Raw genomic sequence first — 14468 nt, forward strand, 5'->3', positions numbered from 1 at the left:
GGCGAGCACGTCGTTCAGACGGGTGATGAGCGCCCAGATCATGCTGCCTCGCGGGAATCGGTGGTGAGGGAGGGATCGGCGTCGGTCGCCGCGGCGGGAACGGCGCCAAGGATGCCGGCGAGCGCCTGGGCCTCGCGGGCGAGATCCACGGCCTCATTGACCTGGGAGCGGTCGGCGTTCCCGAGGGCGGCGCCGGCGCGGATGCGGGCGGCCTCGTTCGCAGCGGCTTCGAGCAGGTTGCGCAGAGCGCGCAGCGCGTCGGCCGTCTCGCAGCTGGCGCCGCAGGGATCGGGATGGGTCGCGGCGTCACGCATGGCGCTCGCTCCGCTGCAGGAGGTCGCGGCCAGCGTCGGAGATCAGGACCTTCGAGCCGCAGCCGTGACCACGAACGCGGATCAGGGCGAGCCGCTGAAGGGCGGCGTACTTGCCCGCAGGGACCCGGCGGCCCTCGGCGATCAACCGCAGCGCGCCGATGGTGTCGATGTAGCGGCCCATCACAGCCGCCCCGTGACCACGAGACGGACCAGACGGCCCGCGTCGTAGACGAAGAAGGCGAGGCCGAGCGCGGTGACCGGGGCGCCGAAGCCGAGTGCGGCGAGGGCCTGGAGCGGCGGGAGGCTTTGGAGGAACGCGATCATCACGCGGCCTCGGCGAAGTGCTGGGCCTCGAAATCGGCGAGCGCGGCGCTCTCCTCCTGGGCCGCGATCAGGTCGCGGTGCTTCAGGTCGGCGATGTGGTCGAGCGCGTCACCATAGGTCTCGATGCTCTCGTAGCCGGGCTCGATGCCGCGGGCCGAAGCGACGGCGTAGAAGCCGTCGAGCATCGTGATCCAGTATCCGTCGTCGGTGGGGTAGGCGGGCACCTTGCGGCTCCATCGGCTCGGTGAGCGGCGATGGGCGTAAGTAAGCACGACTTACGACGCGCGACAAGCGATTTCTGTAAGTGCCACTTATTTTGACCCGCGCGTGCGGCGGGCCGACAAGCCTGTGGAAATGTGTGGATAGACGAAATGTGCCTGGACTCTTGGAGCGGCTACGGCTTGGATTGGAATTAGAACGAAAAGAGAACAAAGGTGAGGCATGACGGACCGGACGGGCTTTGTCGGACTGCTCAGTCTTAGCGTGTACTGCGAAAACTGCGGTCGAACTCGGCGCCTAAATCGCCTTCAGATCAGAAACATGGCCGGAGATAATATCAATTCCGTCGAACAACTGGCGCACAAACTTAAATGCAGGGCTTGTGATGAGCAGGGAAAAATGAGCAAAAATATTAGCATCCGGCCAAATTATAAGGGCCCAGAGGCTGGGAGCATTATGGCATCATGAGATGCCGAGTAGTTCTTCTACTGGCACTACTCTGAAAACACGCTTTACTTGATCTAGATCGAACTCAATATCACAGGGCGGATTAAACTGCTCGACAATGTATCGTGTCGGTGTCCGTGCCTTTAGACGCTTCAGATAAGCGTTTCCGGGCTCACCGTCTTCGGTGGGCCACATCTCAATCACTACGTCGTCCCCTATCATCGGCTTGCGATGTGGGTTGATGTAGATCAGCGCGCCGTCGCGCCATGCTGGGTACATGCTGTCGTTTGTCACCCGCAGGGCAAATACATCTTTCGTTTTCAGTAGCCCGTGTGGACGCAGAGCCCGGTCTATTTCCTGGCCGTTGAGTCTGAAATCTGCATCATCTCCTCCGACTGCGGTGCCCCATACTGGAACGTCTAGCGCATATCCACGAACCGCATCGAATGGCGGGGCATCCGGTGCTGCTCCGATGTTTTGCTGGACCTTCTGTGCGATCCGCGCGACTACATCAACGATTGCCGGGCGAGTCGCGGACGTCCCTTCTAGGGCCCGACCTGTTGCCAACCTCAATAGGTCGTCCACTGGCACGTCGACCATTTCTGCGACTCGGCGCAGGTTTGCGAAGGTGGGCTCGGTTCTTCCGGCCTCCCATTGCGAGACCGCTGGCCCTTTCACGTCGCACGCATCCGCGATTGCTTTGACCGTAAGGCCCTTCGCTACTCGCGCCGCTCTGAGGGCTTGGCCCAGCTCTATGCTCATGGAGCCCGTGTTAAGCAGGTCTTACAGATAGGAAAAGCGGACCATCTTGCGTTCGTTCGTAAGTGGTGCTTATGATAAGCGCCATGAGCGAAGCGGCACTTAAGATGGCGGTCGAGAGGGCGGATGGACCCGCCGCGCTCGGCCGCGCCCTCAAAATCTCTTCCGCAGCGATAAGCCAGTGGAAGAAGGTGCCTGCGCTTCGTGTGCTCGATGTCGAGCGCATCACTGGCGTCCCGCGCCATGAGTTGCGCCCCGACATATATCCGCCGCCTGACGGGGCGGCCTCGGAGCAGGAGACCGATGGCGAGCGGGCCAAGCCGCTGCGCTGCATGTCAGCGCATGGGGCGGCCGGCTTTGCTACCGAAGGCCAATCTCGATGATCTCGTCGAGCCGCGCCTTCGCCTTGGTCCGGACGATGCGGTCGTGGCCGGGCGCGACGAGGAACGTCGCCTCGTCCATCGCCGAGTGCCCGTCCTCTTTCCACCAGGCGCGCACGTCGGCCGGGTTCTTCCCGCTCTCCCTGGTGAGCGCGGCGATGCGCCGGAGCGCCATCAGCAACACCTGCTGCTGTGCGGCCTGCTCGGCGATGATGTCGTCGAAGTCCTCTGGACGCACGGTCGGCTCCGCCCATCGCTCTCGGGCGATGATAGCCGGGCTCGTTCGGTGCTGCGCCCGCGGCGGCCGCGCTCTTCTGGCTTCCGCCCTGCGCGTGCGGGGTAGATCGCTCGTCGTGGAGCGCGCCTGACATGGCCGCGCTCGCTGCCCTCACCCTCGGCGTCTGCGCTGCAGCCGGCTTCGCTCGCGCTGCACTGCGCGGGTCGCCCTCGGCGCTCGCTGTCGGCGTGGTCGATGCGGCGGCAGGCGCCTTGTGCTGGCTTGCTTGGTGGCTGCCATGAGCGCCGCCCTCCCCTTTTCCAGATCGGGCGGCTTCGGCCTCCCGTGCGCGGTGGGTGCGCCGATGCCCCCCGGTCCCCCCCGCGCTCCCCTTTCGAACCGCGCCGGATTTCGCCGGCCGGTCGGGTCCGTCGTCACTGTTTCGGACGTCGGCGGACCCGTCCCTCATTCGCGCCGTTCCCGCGGCGCGTCCGTAGCCCCTGGTGGGCGTTTCCTCCCAAGTGACTGCCGGGGCCTTCGGGCTCCGGCCCTTTCGAATTCCCATCGCCCCGGTCGAGCGCGTCGCTGCGCTCCCGACGGCGAGCGCGACGGTCGTGCGCCGGTCCCCACCGGCAGCGCGATCGTCGCGTCTCTTCCCGCGGCGGCTCTCGGCTCCCCAGCCGTCGGCCGCCTCTTCTACCCGCGCGTCCGCCTGCGCCGCCAAGCTCTGAGCGGTCGCGCCCCTGTGTGCCTTGCGTCCCCTGTCCGCCTGACCGGGAACCCCTGAGATGTCTGCGGCGTCCTTCACCTCCACTTTCCTCGACACCTCACCCCCGATGCACACAGCATCGGGGAAGGACATGGGAAAGTCTGGACAAGAACAGGGAAAGTTTGGGCGTAGTCATGCCCGAACATTCGCAGAACGTGTTGCAGCGTTCCTTCGGGCTCAGCACCCGCTGAAGACGCCCCAGTGCGTCGAGGCCGAGACCGGCATCCCGGCTGGCACGGTCCGCAAGTGGCTGGAGCAGGGCAACGTCCCGAGCGGCGAGGCCATGCTGGCGCTCTCGAAGCGATACGAGGCGCCGTTCCTCTGCGCCGCCTACCCGGACGACGAAGACGCCTGGTTCTTCGAGGTCGCCCGCCAGCAGGAGCAGGCCCGCCTCGAGGCGCAGGCCGCCACGATCCGTCAGCAACTCGCAGCCGTGATGGGGGGCCGATGAGCGGTGCCGTCTACGTCCTTCTGATCACGGGCCAGTGGCTGCTCCGGAAGGCCTCCCTCCCCTTCCTGCTCATCGGTTGGATCGCAACCCCGATCCTCGCGGCGGCCGCGCACCTCGACGTCATCCGCCGCCGGCACCGCCCGCCGGAATGGCTGCTGCGGCTTTGGCCGCGCTGGCGCCCGTCGAGCACTACCCAACCCCCGCGCTGAGGAGACGCGCATGTCCGCCTTCGCCACCATGGACGACGCCAGTCTCGCCGCGACGATCTCCGCCATGCGGGACGGGATCGCGGACGGGAACACGCCGCTGCGCGACAGCCCGATGCCGGCGTTCCAGGCGCGGCTCCGGCGGCGCCGGCTCGCGCTCGGCTACCTGGAGAAGGCGGAGGAGGCGCTCCGCTTCGGCGGCGAGACGCCCCTGCCGAACACCGATCTGCCGGCGGTCGACGAGCCTCGGGTGCCGCGCCGTCCGCCCCTCGGCGGCGATCCGATGCGCCCGCTCGACGGCAGCCGCCTGCCGTCCGGTCGCTACCACCCCTGAAACGCAAACCGCCCGGCTCCCCATCCGCGAAGCGGGAAACCGGGCGGTCAACGAGGTCGGGCGCTGTGCCCGTCATTTGGAGAGAGCCATGGAAGCCACAACTTCTTCGTTCGCGCAAGAAGAGCGTGAACTTGCCGCCGACACACTGCGCGGTGACGTGCGCGATGCACTGCTCACCCACATCCGGGATCTGGAGAAGCCGTTCTCGCTCCTGTCCGAGACCCGGCAGCGCGACATCATCGAGGCGATCGACCGCACGGCGCAGCACGTCGTCCGCGGAAGCGTCGAGATCATCGCGAACCAGGGCTTCCCGGCGATCGACGTGCGCGTCAGCAGTAAGGGCAAGTGGGGCGACGGTTCGATCGAACTGACCGTCGGCGCGGCCTTCAGCCAGTCGAACGCGACCAAGATCAGCGAGCACGGGGCCGGCGCGGCCGTCCTCGTCCTGGCTGAGCCGGGCGAGTTCTTCGGCGAGCGCCGCGCCGCACGTCCCGATCCCGATCAGCGCCGCATGGATCTCGGCGCTGACGAGGACGAGGCCCAGACCGAATCCGCCCCGCGTAGCCGGAACCGCCGGCACATCCGCGAGACGGAGGCCGCCTGACCATGAACGCCCCCGTTCCATCCCGCCGGGTCGGTCCGGGGGCGTCCGTGCTCGCACTCGGTCGCCTCAAGGCCGGGGCGATGAACAAGACCGAGACGGCCTACAGCGGCCATCTCGAAGGCCTGCGCCGCGCTGGCACGGTCGCGTGGTTCATGTTCGAGGCGGTGAAGCTCCGGCTCGCCGACAACACGTTCTACTCGCCCGACTTCGCCGTGATGCGCGCCGACGGCGCGATCGAGATGCACGAGGTCAAGGGCCACTGGTCCGACGACGCCCGCGTGAAGATCAAGGTCGCGGCCAGCCTCTTTCCGTTCCGCTTTGTCGCGATCCGCGCCCTGCCGAAGAGCAAGGGCGGCGGCTGGGAGGTGGAGGAGTTCTGATGCTCTGGATCCTCCGCAACTTCGGGCGCGAGATCTTCCGCGGCTCCTATCAGGGCGCGATCGAGACGGCTGAGCGGATGCTCGCGTGCGAGCGCTCCTTCCATGCCGACGGCACCGAGCGGACGCCGCGCCTGGAGCGCGGCTTCAGCCTCGTTCCCGCGCGCTCGCGCGCCTCCGAGAGGGCCGCGGCATGATGAAGTTCGTCTGCAAGGCCCTGCGCTGCGACCCGGACCGACTGGCGTTCTGGCTGTCCGTTGGCGGTGAGCTGGTGCTCGCCGACGGCATCTACCGGATCGAGCGCGACGCACCGGCCGGCGACCGGCGGCGCCCCTCGCCTGCCCCGGTGCCCGAGGATCTGGCGCTCGACGCGATCCGAGCTGGCGCACGCGTCCGCCGCGATGGGGATCTGTTCGGCGCGACCGTGACGCGGGGGTGGGCATGATCCCGAGCGGACACACCGCCGTCATGGCCTCGCGCCGGGAGCCGCCGGACAGCCTGGAGTTCTTCCCGACACCGCCTTGGGCGACGCGCGCGCTGTGCGAGCACGTTTTCCCGCATCTCGGGCTCGCCGGGGATCTGGACTTCTGCGCCTGCTGGGATCCGGCCTGCGGCGAAGGCCACATGTTCGAGGTGCTGCTCGAGTACTTCGGCGGTGGGGGCTGGGGCTCGGACATCTTCGACTACGGGCGGGGCTACCGGGTCGAGGACTTCCTCGACGAGAGGACCGTAATCGGCTCGCCCGAGGACGGCGTCGCCCCGCAGTTCATCGTCTCGAATCCGCCGTTTCGTCCGGCCGCCTCCTTCGTTCGCCGCGCTCTGACGCTGGCGCCGATCGTGGCGATGCTGCTGCGTACGGCCTGGATCGAAGGCGTCGACCGCTACGAGACCCTGTTCCGCGACCAGCCGCCGACGTTGTTCGCCCCCTTCGTCGAGCGCGTGCCGATGACGAAGGGCCGGTGGGACCCGGATGCGTCCACGGCCACCTCCTACGCTTGGTTCGTGTGGGTGCGCGGTGCAGCTCCGCGCCCGCCGTTCTGGATCCCGCCGGGCTGCCGGAAGGCGCTGACCCGCCCCGACGACCGCCGCCGCTTCGCCTCGCAGCCGGCCGCTGGGCCGCTTCTCGCCTCCGTCGTGGAGTGAGCACCATGAAGCTGGTCAGCCTCCAGACCGACGACGACGCCCAGGCCGATGCGGCTTGGCTCGAGATGGGCGCCGCGCTCGAGCAAGCTCGGGACTCCGGCAAGCTCCGCGACATGGTCACGGCCGTTCGTGCCTTCGAGAGGTTCCTCAGCCTCTCCGGCCTGTCCGAGGAAGAGGCCCGGGAGGTGCTCGGCCAATGACCGAACACCCCGATCCGCACGACTTCGGCGAGGTCGTCCCTTTCACGCCCCGCTCCACCCTGCTCGACCTGCCGAAGGCCAGCTTCGACACCGAGGCGGCGCTGATCGGCGGCGTGCTGATGCAGCCGCACATCCTGCCTTTGGTCCAGCACCTGGTCGCGCCCGAGCACTTCGCTCAGGAGACGCACGCCACGATCTGGAGGACCATGCTGGCGCTGGCCGAGGCCGGCGAGACCCCGAACCTGCTGCGGGTGAAGGGCGCTATCGGGCCCAAGCTGCTCCAGTTCGATCTCGGCGGCATGAACGTGCTGCAGTACCTCGCGCGCATCGCGAAGGAGGCTTGCACGGTCGGCTCGGCCGAAGAGTACGCCCGGGTCGTGCAGCAGTTCTGGCAGCTGCGCGAACTCGCGATCGCTACCGCGGATGTGCGCGAGGCCGCGAGCTTCGTGCCCAGTGTGGCGCTCCAGGCGATCTACGCTCGCATCGACGAGATCCGCGCCTCGTTCGTCACCCGCAAGGCCACGTCCTACACCTTCGCCGAGGCCGGCGACGCGCTGCTCGATCGCATCACGGCAGAACTGCAGGGAACGGCGCCCGCGCTCGCGACCACGGGAATCGAGGTCTTCGATCGCGAGATCGGCGGCGGCCCGCAACCTTCGACCATGCTGACCGTCGCGGGCCGCACGTCGATGGGCAAGTCGATCTTCGGTATCGAGGCGGCCGGCGCAATCGCCGATCAGGGCCGGGCGTCGATCTACCACTCGCTGGAAATGAGCCACGAGCAGGTCGCGGCGCGGCTTGCCTCGAGCGAGTTGGAGCGGCGCGGTATCCACCTGCCCTATGGGCAGATCATGCGGCGCGGTGGCCTCACGCCGAAGCAGGCCGAGATCGTCGCGGGCGTGGTGCACGAGCAGCGCGGCATCCCCTTCCGTGTCGAGGATGGCGGCAAGCGGACCATCGGCGAGATCGCCGCTAGCTCCGACCGTCTCGCGAACCACTATGCCCGCAAGGGCGTGCCGCTCGGCTGCATCGTCATCGACCATGCGCACATCGTGAAGCCCAGCCGAGCCTTCCGGCGCGAGGACGAGGGGCTGAAGGAGGTCGCCGACGGGGCGCTGGCGCTCGCCAAGCACCTCGATTGCCCGGTCTTCCTGCTCGCCCAGTGCAACCGCGGGACCGAGGGGCGCGAGGACAAGCGCCCGCAGCTCTCCGACATCCGCGGCGCCGGCGCCTTCGAGGAGAACTCGGACGCGGTGATCTTCCTCTACCGGCCGGCCTACTACATCGAGCGGAGCCAAGCCTTCCGCGATGCCGACCCGGCCGCTCAGGACGAGCACGAGCGGGTCAAGCACCTCCTCGAGATCATCATCGACAAGAACCGGGCCGGCGGCGCGAACCAGGTCGTGCGCGCCTGGATCGACCCTGCCCTCAACGCGATCCGGAACTGGCAGCGCTCCTGATGTCCCGCATTCGATCCATCCATCCCGGCATCTTCACGGACGAGGCGTTCATGACGGCCTCGCCGCACGCGCGGATCCTCGTCATGGGGCTCTGGTGCGAGGCGCTCGACGACGGCGTCTTCGAGTGGAAGCCGCTGACCCTCAAGGTACGGCTGATGCCGGCCGACGCGGTCGAGATCGAGCCCCTGCTCGACGAGCTGGAGCGCCTGAACTTCGTCCGACGCTTCCAGGCCAAGGGCAGGGCGTTCGGGGTGATCAGGAACTTCCAGAAGTTCCAGCGCCCGAAGAAGCCCCGGCATTCCGGACTGCTGCCGAACGAGTTGACCCCCTACGCACGTGGCGACGGCCCGGCGGATGAACCGGAGGGGGAGGAGTTCGGAACCGGTGGGGAACCCGTACCCCCTGGAGAGGAGGATGGAGGAGGAGGGGGAATAGGAGGGAAGGAGGAGGCGGAGGCTCGCGCGAGCGCTCGCGAGGCGGCGCCGCCCGGTCGACCCACGATCACCGACACGGCACAGTTCGCCGCCTGGATCCGAACCCTCGTGGGCCAAGAACCGGTGCTGTTCGCCCACGACACCCAGGCCCTAGCCCGGCTGCTGGACGAAGGCTGCACCCTAGCCGACGTCGAAGCCGGAATCGCTGCGGCCATGGCCAAGCCAGACTTCCGTCCTCGGCAGTGGTCGCAGTTGGCGGGCTGGGTCCGCGGCGCCGCCAAAGACCGGCTTGAGGCCGAGGCAAAGGCCGCGCCGTCGACGCGCACCATCGCCAAGCCCCCTGTCGACCCGGAGCTTGATCGCCGGAATCGGCTAGCCAAGGCGACGGCCCATTTCCGCGACGAGTGGCGCCAGGGCTGGCCCGAGGACATGCGCCCCGGTCACCCGACCTGCACCACCGCGGCCGACGTCATCGAGGAGGCGCGGCTCGCGGTGGAGCGGGAGCGAGCGGTCTACGCGAACGGCCTGCCGGCGCGCCGTGACGGGAGCGGGAGGGCCGCGGCATGAGCGCCCCGACCTCTTGGACGCGCGGCGAGGCCGAGCGCGAGGCGAAGGCCATGTTCGGCAATCAGGCCCTGCATCGGCCCGCCGCCGCGATGGCTGGATGCCACGAGCGCGCGATCGACTACATCCGGCAGGCGCCGGTAATCGTGCTCTCTGCGAATGCCGGCAAGGTCGGCGCCACGGCAGCGCGCAATGCCCGTGCCTATGCCGGCCCGCCGATGCGGATGCTCTGCGAGCGCGGCGCCAAGCTGCGCGAAGTGATGAGCTTCTACGGGTGCGGCTTCCAGCTTCGCGCCCTGAAATCGAGCGTGCTGCATCCGGTGCGCTGGCCGGTGATCTACCATCTCGGCCGGTTGCCGCCCTCGACGCTCGCGCAGATCATCCCCGAGAACCGCACGCAGCAGGATGTATGGCTGCGCGCCCTGGTGCGCTGGACTGAGCACTGCGGGCACCGCTGCGGTAATCCGTGGCTTCGATTCGATTGGGCGGCTGTGGCCCTGCGCGCCGTCCGGCGCGGTGCCGAGGACGCCGTTACGACCGTCGCCGACATGGTGATCGCGCCCGGCCAGTCGGGCACGCTGATCGGCCCCTCGTTCGACGAGAAGTGGACGCTGGCGCAAGCGGAGGCCGCCGCGGATCGCTGGCACCGCGCGCTAGGCCGGGCGCGAGCCGAGCAGACTGCCGCCCATAGGCTCGGCATCGGCTTCTCTGACCCGGTCGATTACTCGCCGTACCCGAACTCCCCGCTCGTCATCGACGGGTTCGAATTCGTGCCGCTGCGGTCGTGCGAGGATCTGTGGGCGGAAGGCGCCGCGATGCGCCACTGCGTCGGCACCTACAGTCCGTCCGTCGTCCAAGGGCGGGCTCGCATCTACTCGGTGCAGCAGGGCGGACGACGGATCGCAACGCTCGAACTCGGCTCGCCGCGGCAGTGGTCCGACGACACGCCAGTGCCGTTCCGGATTATCCAGGTGAAGGGCCCATGCAACGGAAAGCCGCCTAAGGCGGTGTTGGTGGCCGCCGAGCAGTTCGAGGCGATGGTGCGGGAGCGCATCGCTTCCGGTGGGAGGCTGCGAGCGGCATTCCCCGACATCGCCGCCACGTTCTCGGACGAGCGCGCCGCATGAGCGCCGCCCTCGCCCTGACCGATTCCGCCCGCCTCATCGCGTCCTGGCGGGCCGGCGTGCTCAGCCTGCCAGAGGATCGCATCCCCTGCCCCGGCATGATCTGGCGCGAGCCGGGCCCGAGCGGGCGAGAAGGCATCTGGCGGACCGTCCGGAAGGCGATGCTCCTATTCATCGACGAGTGGGGCACGGCTGCTGCGGATCTCGGCTGGAGCACTGAGGCGCTGTTCGGTGTCCATCGGCTCGCCGGGGCCGCGCGGTCCGACTGCACGGGCGCGCTGGTCACCATCTACCCGCGGCGCTGCATCGCCCTGTGCGAGCGCGAGATCCACCTCGACCGGCTGAACGGTTCGCCGGTCGTGGATCGCCGGCCCGCGTTCATCTCGCCGGATTGCGTGCCGATCTGGCTGTTCGGGAAGTGAGGAGAGCACCGTGAGCGCCCATGCAGACCGATCTGAGGTGCGCAGGAAGTCGTGGGAGACCCGGCGCCAGCGGTACGGCGATCGGGGCCACGCAGGATCCTACGCGCGCCCAGCGGCGCCGTGCCCGTGCTGCGCCGGCCTGCTGCCCCTCGTGATCAGGCTTCACCGAGAGGGAGTGCTGTCCGAGGGGCAGGTGGTGAAGGCCTCCGGCCTCTCTCGCATTGAGGTCCGGCGCTTGGCGGACGAGCACGGCGCCCAGACGGATTGATGTGCCTGTGTCCGTCGTCCTGATCCTGTTCCTGTCCGGCGCCACGCCCGCCGCCGACCATTCGGTGACGGCCGATTCGTTCGCGACGAGGCAGGCCTGCGAGGCGGCCGGGCGAAGGGAGCAGAAGCTCCGCCGCGGCCGGGTCGTGCTCTGGGCGTGCGTGACGCGGGCGCCTGCCGATCCTGTCCGAATCCCTTCACATTGAGGATCCCGCCATGAGCTGGGCCATCGGCTACGACAAGCACTGGAAGCGCGACGTCGGCTACGGCGTGCCGGCGATCTGCGACGATCCCGAGTGCACCAAGGAGATCGACCGCGGGCTCTCCTACGTCTGCGGCGGGGAACCGTACGGCGGCGAGTGCGGCTGCGGCCTGCACTTCTGCGGCGCGCACCTCTGGATGGGCGAGGGCGGCCAGGTCTGCCGGCGCTGCCGCGATGGTGAGCCGCCGTACAGCCCAAAACCCGACACCAGCGAGTGGATGCTCTGGAAGCTGCAGCACCCGAGCTGGTCGGACTGGCGAGCCGAGAACCCCGAGGAGGTCGCGCGCATGGAAGCCGCCCTCGCCGCCCCAACGCCCGCCACGCCGCCGGCGACCGCCCTACCCTCTTCACCCTGAGGAGAACACCATGAGCAACGACACCACCGAAGCCGCCTACGCCAACGCCGCACGCGTCGATCTCGCCGTCGAGATCGTCATGGCCTACGTGGGCAACAACGTTCTGCCGGCGAAGGACCTGCCCGGGCTGATCGGTGACGTCCACGCCGCGCTCGCCGGCCTGGGCAGTGCGGCCGCGCCGGCATCTGCCGAGCCCGAGGACGAGCGGCCCACCCCTGCCCAGATCAAGAAGTCGATCACGCCCGACGCGATCATCAGCTTCATCGACGGCAAGCGGTACAAGACCCTGAAGCGGCATCTCGGCCTGCACGGGCTCGACCCCTACAGCTACCGGGCGCGCTACGGACTGCCGGCCGACTATCCCATGGTCGCGCCGAACTATGCCGCTCGCCGTTCCGAATTGGCGAAGTCGATGGGCCTTGGCCAGCTCCGCCGGCATTGGCCTGCGAAGGCTGCGGCGGAGTGAGGGGCCCTCCCGGAGCGTAATGGCGTCGCGCATCGAAGGACCTGACCCGCCTTTCGTCTCCCGAGAACCTTGGGTGCGAGCCGACGTCACGCGCTGGCTCGTCATCCCCATGAGGCTCCTGCGCGAGGACGACGGTGGCCTCATGGTCCTGTCCGGCAACGCCCACCTCGCGACCGATCCGAACAAGCAGGACGCGCACTTCGATATCCTCGCCTTCGCGCGGACGGTGCTGGGAAAGGGGACGCCCGAGCTTCTCGCGGTCACGACCTGGGCCCGGATCATGGCTGCTGGAGGACACGCCGAATCCTCGATCGCCGAATGGTGCCGCGAGATGGGCTGGAACGAGCGCACGTTCTACCACCGCTTCAATCGTGCCGTGGATCGGATCGTCGAGGCTAAGAACAGGATCGATTGTCGCTCCTTCACGCTTGCGTGAAGATTTTCCTTGACGGTGTCAGCGACGGCGCAGGACGCAGGCTCAACCGCTGGCATATCGCCGGCGCCAAGGAGTTGCAGCCGTGTCTGCGTCGGCCTCCCCTTCGTCCACTCCCGCTCCCAAGAAGCGCACGCTCGACATCGAGGCGGCGCTGCAGTGGGCCTTCCGCGAGGAAGCGCCGAAGATGCGGGAAGAGCCCGGACCTCGCGGCCCTGTCCTCCCGGCCATCCATCCCATGTGGCGCGCCGGCGCGTTCGGCTCCCGCATCGACAACTGGAACAACGTGGACCCCGGCTTTCCGCTGGCCATGGGAGAGCCGCACCCCGACGCAGTGCTGATCATCAACGCCGCGCGCGGGTGCGACGTCGAGAAGCTCGAACTCTGGGGTTTTCTGATCCCCTACGGGATCGGCGAGAACTTCGACCAGGTCGGGATCATGGAAAAGGCTCGCCGCGAGACGGTGGCGGTCCTCACGTCCTGCGCGACACGACGTTGCCGCCCCGACGTCGGCGACCAGGTCGAGATCGAGCCCGTCCGGTCGATCACAGGTCAGATCACGGTCTGGGTGCGCGAGACCCGCGAGTACGAGGATGCGGAGGGGCAGCCGATCTTCGTGCCGCACGATCTGCCGACGAAGCCGCTCCGGAAGGGCGTCTACCCGGCCGGCGCGTTCTGCAAGATCCGATACTGCCCGAGCGCGGCGACCGTCGCCCTGGACCGGGCGAAGTACGCGGCATGGTGGGCAGCTCTGCAGCACGTCACCGAGTTGCTGCAGGTGATGGGCCTTGCCACGATCGAGATCACCGGACCAGCGGCCCCGCGGTCGCCCTGGATCGATGCACCGGCGGCGTCGCCACCGGCGTCCGTCCTTCCTAACGAGCGGCCGACCTTCACCGAGCGCGCTGACGCCGAGGAAGCCGCAGAAACGGCCGCAGCCGTCGCCGCCGCCCGATTGGAGGTGCTGAAGGGCCGCCGCGGACTGGGCCGCCGGGCCCAGCCCGCGCGAGGGATGGAGCTCCGACAGGCGGCGGTATCGTTGGCCGCGCCCGCGGAAACAGCCTAATCTCAGCGTTCCGGTGCCGGTACCGCGAACTTGCCGAAGGCAGGCACTTCGGGATCCTCGAAGCATAGGTGCAAGACCAATTGGCCAAGGGGTAAGACCTTTTTGACCACCGGAAATGCGCCGGAAGTCATATCGATTGGAGCGTTGTTCTCTCCGGCGAGGGTGACCAGAGCAGCAGCTTGAAGGCTCAGTGCCGATGGCAACCATGTCGTTAGCGGCATCGACTCTGCTACAATTCTTGCTATCGAACCGGGGCCAGGAATGCCGGGTCCTAGGAACTTTTCTTCGGCAGGAGTGAGCTTAGTCTGCTGGTACTTCATCCGATAGAATGATTGGAGGAAGTGGAGGTTCGGCTCCGTTAGGACGCTCAGAGCGCGAGCTATTTCCATTCTTTCGGTGGGTGGGCGGTGCGCTTTTCCAATTTCAGCGACGGCGCGGGAGAGCGCATCGGCCATCCGCGGATTCGTCTCGGTGAGCAGGCGCCGGATGGCGGTGTCGGCCGTCGTCTGATGCACGTCGTCGGCCTGGAGCCTCTCGCGCGCGCCTGCTTCTAATTGGTCGATCCGGTCGCCGAGTTGATCCAGGAAACGATCCACCAGCCGTCCGTTCGCGAACTCGACTCCTGCCTGTCCGATATCGAAGGCCAGCGCCGCGAAGGGGATGCTGCTGAGCGCAGCTTTGGCGGTGAGCACACCGACTTTTTGCATCAGCATCGGCCCTGACCGCATCGGTTTTGGGGAGGCCGAATCGCTGGGCACAAGGTCGCTGCTCACGTCCAATGTCCTTCTCTAAAGTCGATGGTTGGCCGACGAACTCAGCAGAACGGCCCTTGACTGCCAACCTTTCCTTGCGGCATATCCCGTCGTGCAA

25 protein-coding genes are annotated in these 14468 nt (G+C 67.9%); 18 read left to right on the top strand and 7 right to left on the bottom strand.

The window, feature by feature from the left end; translation table 11 throughout:
• Positions 1 to 38 precede the first annotated feature (38 nt).
• From HNR01_RS25825 to HNR01_RS25845, 5 genes are all read right to left on the bottom strand, one after another.
• Positions 39 to 314: a hypothetical protein gene (locus HNR01_RS25825; protein ID WP_183670690.1), complete on the bottom strand. Its 276-nt coding sequence runs from the start codon at positions 312 to 314 to the stop codon at positions 39 to 41.
• A complete protein-coding gene (locus tag HNR01_RS25830; protein WP_183670692.1) occupies positions 307 to 495 on the bottom strand; it encodes a hypothetical protein in 189 nt (62 codons plus the stop codon). The genes HNR01_RS25825 and HNR01_RS25830 overlap by 8 nt, the downstream gene beginning before the upstream one ends.
• A complete protein-coding gene (locus HNR01_RS25835) occupies positions 495 to 638 on the bottom strand; it encodes a hypothetical protein (protein WP_183670694.1) in 144 nt (47 codons plus the stop codon). Before HNR01_RS25835 ends, HNR01_RS25830 begins: the two co-directional genes overlap by 1 nt.
• Complete coding sequence (locus HNR01_RS25840) at positions 638 to 862, bottom strand: hypothetical protein (RefSeq protein ID WP_183670696.1); 225 nt, start codon at positions 860 to 862, stop codon at positions 638 to 640. The genes HNR01_RS25835 and HNR01_RS25840 overlap by 1 nt, the downstream gene beginning before the upstream one ends.
• 457 nt (positions 863 to 1319) lie before the next feature.
• On the bottom strand, positions 1320 to 2066 hold the full coding sequence (locus tag HNR01_RS25845; protein WP_183670698.1) for a helix-turn-helix domain-containing protein: 747 nt from the start codon (positions 2064 to 2066) through the stop codon (positions 1320 to 1322).
• 83 nt (positions 2067 to 2149) lie between these two features.
• Here HNR01_RS25845 and HNR01_RS28110 point away from each other — a divergent pair, with 83 nt between their 5' ends.
• On the top strand, positions 2150 to 2446 hold the full coding sequence (locus HNR01_RS28110; RefSeq protein ID WP_183670700.1) for a transcriptional regulator: 297 nt from the start codon (positions 2150 to 2152) through the stop codon (positions 2444 to 2446).
• On the opposite strand, the gene HNR01_RS25855 is transcribed toward HNR01_RS28110, so the two are convergent.
• Entirely contained in the window at positions 2424 to 2681 is a 258-nt protein-coding gene (locus tag HNR01_RS25855; protein ID WP_183670702.1) for a hypothetical protein, read from the bottom strand. The genes HNR01_RS28110 and HNR01_RS25855 overlap by 23 nt on opposite strands.
• A gap of 767 nt (positions 2682 to 3448) precedes the next feature.
• Here HNR01_RS25855 and HNR01_RS25860 point away from each other — a divergent pair.
• The 17 genes from HNR01_RS25860 (at position 3449) to HNR01_RS25940 (ending at position 13598) form a co-directional block, all read left to right on the top strand.
• The gene (locus tag HNR01_RS25860; RefSeq protein ID WP_183670703.1) at positions 3449 to 3880 is read left to right on the top strand and encodes a hypothetical protein; all 432 of its coding nucleotides are present in this window, start codon (positions 3449 to 3451) and stop codon (positions 3878 to 3880) included.
• The gene (locus tag HNR01_RS25865) at positions 3877 to 4089 is read left to right on the top strand and encodes a hypothetical protein (protein ID WP_183670704.1); all 213 of its coding nucleotides are present in this window, start codon (positions 3877 to 3879) and stop codon (positions 4087 to 4089) included. The genes HNR01_RS25860 and HNR01_RS25865 overlap by 4 nt, the downstream gene beginning before the upstream one ends.
• 10 nt (positions 4090 to 4099) lie before the next feature.
• On the top strand, positions 4100 to 4420 hold the full coding sequence (locus HNR01_RS25870) for a hypothetical protein (RefSeq protein ID WP_153876577.1): 321 nt from the start codon (positions 4100 to 4102) through the stop codon (positions 4418 to 4420).
• An 88-nt stretch (positions 4421 to 4508) separates the two neighbouring features.
• A complete protein-coding gene (locus tag HNR01_RS25875; RefSeq protein ID WP_153876578.1) occupies positions 4509 to 5024 on the top strand; it encodes a hypothetical protein in 516 nt (171 codons plus the stop codon).
• A gap of 2 nt (positions 5025 to 5026) precedes the next feature.
• Positions 5027 to 5404, top strand: coding sequence for a DUF1064 domain-containing protein (locus HNR01_RS25880; protein WP_153876579.1), 378 nt, complete (start codon positions 5027 to 5029; stop codon positions 5402 to 5404).
• Complete coding sequence (locus HNR01_RS25885; RefSeq protein WP_153876580.1) at positions 5404 to 5598, top strand: hypothetical protein; 195 nt, start codon at positions 5404 to 5406, stop codon at positions 5596 to 5598. The genes HNR01_RS25880 and HNR01_RS25885 overlap by 1 nt, the downstream gene beginning before the upstream one ends.
• Positions 5595 to 5846 carry a hypothetical protein gene (locus tag HNR01_RS25890; protein WP_153876581.1) on the top strand — a complete coding sequence of 84 codons (252 nt, stop codon included), beginning with the start codon at positions 5595 to 5597 and terminating at the stop codon, positions 5844 to 5846. Before HNR01_RS25885 ends, HNR01_RS25890 begins: the two co-directional genes overlap by 4 nt.
• A complete protein-coding gene (locus tag HNR01_RS25895; RefSeq protein WP_153876582.1) occupies positions 5843 to 6544 on the top strand; it encodes a hypothetical protein in 702 nt (233 codons plus the stop codon). Before HNR01_RS25890 ends, HNR01_RS25895 begins: the two co-directional genes overlap by 4 nt.
• 5 nt (positions 6545 to 6549) lie before the next feature.
• Positions 6550 to 6744 (top strand): hypothetical protein, encoded by a 195-nt coding sequence (locus HNR01_RS25900; protein WP_153876583.1) that lies wholly within the window; start codon positions 6550 to 6552, stop codon positions 6742 to 6744.
• Positions 6741 to 8204 (top strand): replicative DNA helicase, encoded by a 1464-nt coding sequence (locus HNR01_RS25905; protein WP_153876584.1) that lies wholly within the window; start codon positions 6741 to 6743, stop codon positions 8202 to 8204. The genes HNR01_RS25900 and HNR01_RS25905 overlap by 4 nt, the downstream gene beginning before the upstream one ends.
• A complete protein-coding gene (locus tag HNR01_RS25910; protein ID WP_183670705.1) occupies positions 8204 to 9205 on the top strand; it encodes a hypothetical protein in 1002 nt (333 codons plus the stop codon). Before HNR01_RS25905 ends, HNR01_RS25910 begins: the two co-directional genes overlap by 1 nt.
• On the top strand, positions 9202 to 10329 hold the full coding sequence (locus HNR01_RS25915; RefSeq protein WP_183670706.1) for a PcfJ domain-containing protein: 1128 nt from the start codon (positions 9202 to 9204) through the stop codon (positions 10327 to 10329). Before HNR01_RS25910 ends, HNR01_RS25915 begins: the two co-directional genes overlap by 4 nt.
• Positions 10326 to 10748 carry a hypothetical protein gene (locus tag HNR01_RS25920; protein ID WP_183670707.1) on the top strand — a complete coding sequence of 141 codons (423 nt, stop codon included), beginning with the start codon at positions 10326 to 10328 and terminating at the stop codon, positions 10746 to 10748. The genes HNR01_RS25915 and HNR01_RS25920 overlap by 4 nt, the downstream gene beginning before the upstream one ends.
• A 483-nt stretch (positions 10749 to 11231) precedes the next feature.
• Entirely contained in the window at positions 11232 to 11633 is a 402-nt protein-coding gene (locus HNR01_RS25925) for a hypothetical protein (RefSeq protein WP_183670708.1), read from the top strand.
• Positions 11634 to 11643: 10 nt separating this feature from the next.
• The gene (locus HNR01_RS25930) at positions 11644 to 12099 is read left to right on the top strand and encodes a Ros/MucR family transcriptional regulator (RefSeq protein ID WP_183670710.1); all 456 of its coding nucleotides are present in this window, start codon (positions 11644 to 11646) and stop codon (positions 12097 to 12099) included.
• A gap of 73 nt (positions 12100 to 12172) precedes the next feature.
• Positions 12173 to 12535: a hypothetical protein gene (locus HNR01_RS25935; RefSeq protein WP_183670811.1), complete on the top strand. Its 363-nt coding sequence runs from the start codon at positions 12173 to 12175 to the stop codon at positions 12533 to 12535.
• A gap of 82 nt (positions 12536 to 12617) precedes the next feature.
• Positions 12618 to 13598 carry a hypothetical protein gene (locus tag HNR01_RS25940; RefSeq protein WP_183670712.1) on the top strand — a complete coding sequence of 327 codons (981 nt, stop codon included), beginning with the start codon at positions 12618 to 12620 and terminating at the stop codon, positions 13596 to 13598.
• Positions 13599 to 13600: 2 nt separating this feature from the next.
• Here the strand turns inward: HNR01_RS25940 and HNR01_RS25945 are convergent, their stop codons facing one another.
• Complete coding sequence (locus HNR01_RS25945; RefSeq protein ID WP_183670713.1) at positions 13601 to 14371, bottom strand: hypothetical protein; 771 nt, start codon at positions 14369 to 14371, stop codon at positions 13601 to 13603.
• Positions 14372 to 14468: the final 97 nt, after the last annotated feature.

Origin of the sequence: Methylorubrum rhodesianum (assembly GCF_014199985.1) — a bacterium.
Taxonomy (GTDB): Bacteria; Pseudomonadota; Alphaproteobacteria; order Rhizobiales; family Beijerinckiaceae; genus Methylobacterium; species Methylobacterium rhodesianum.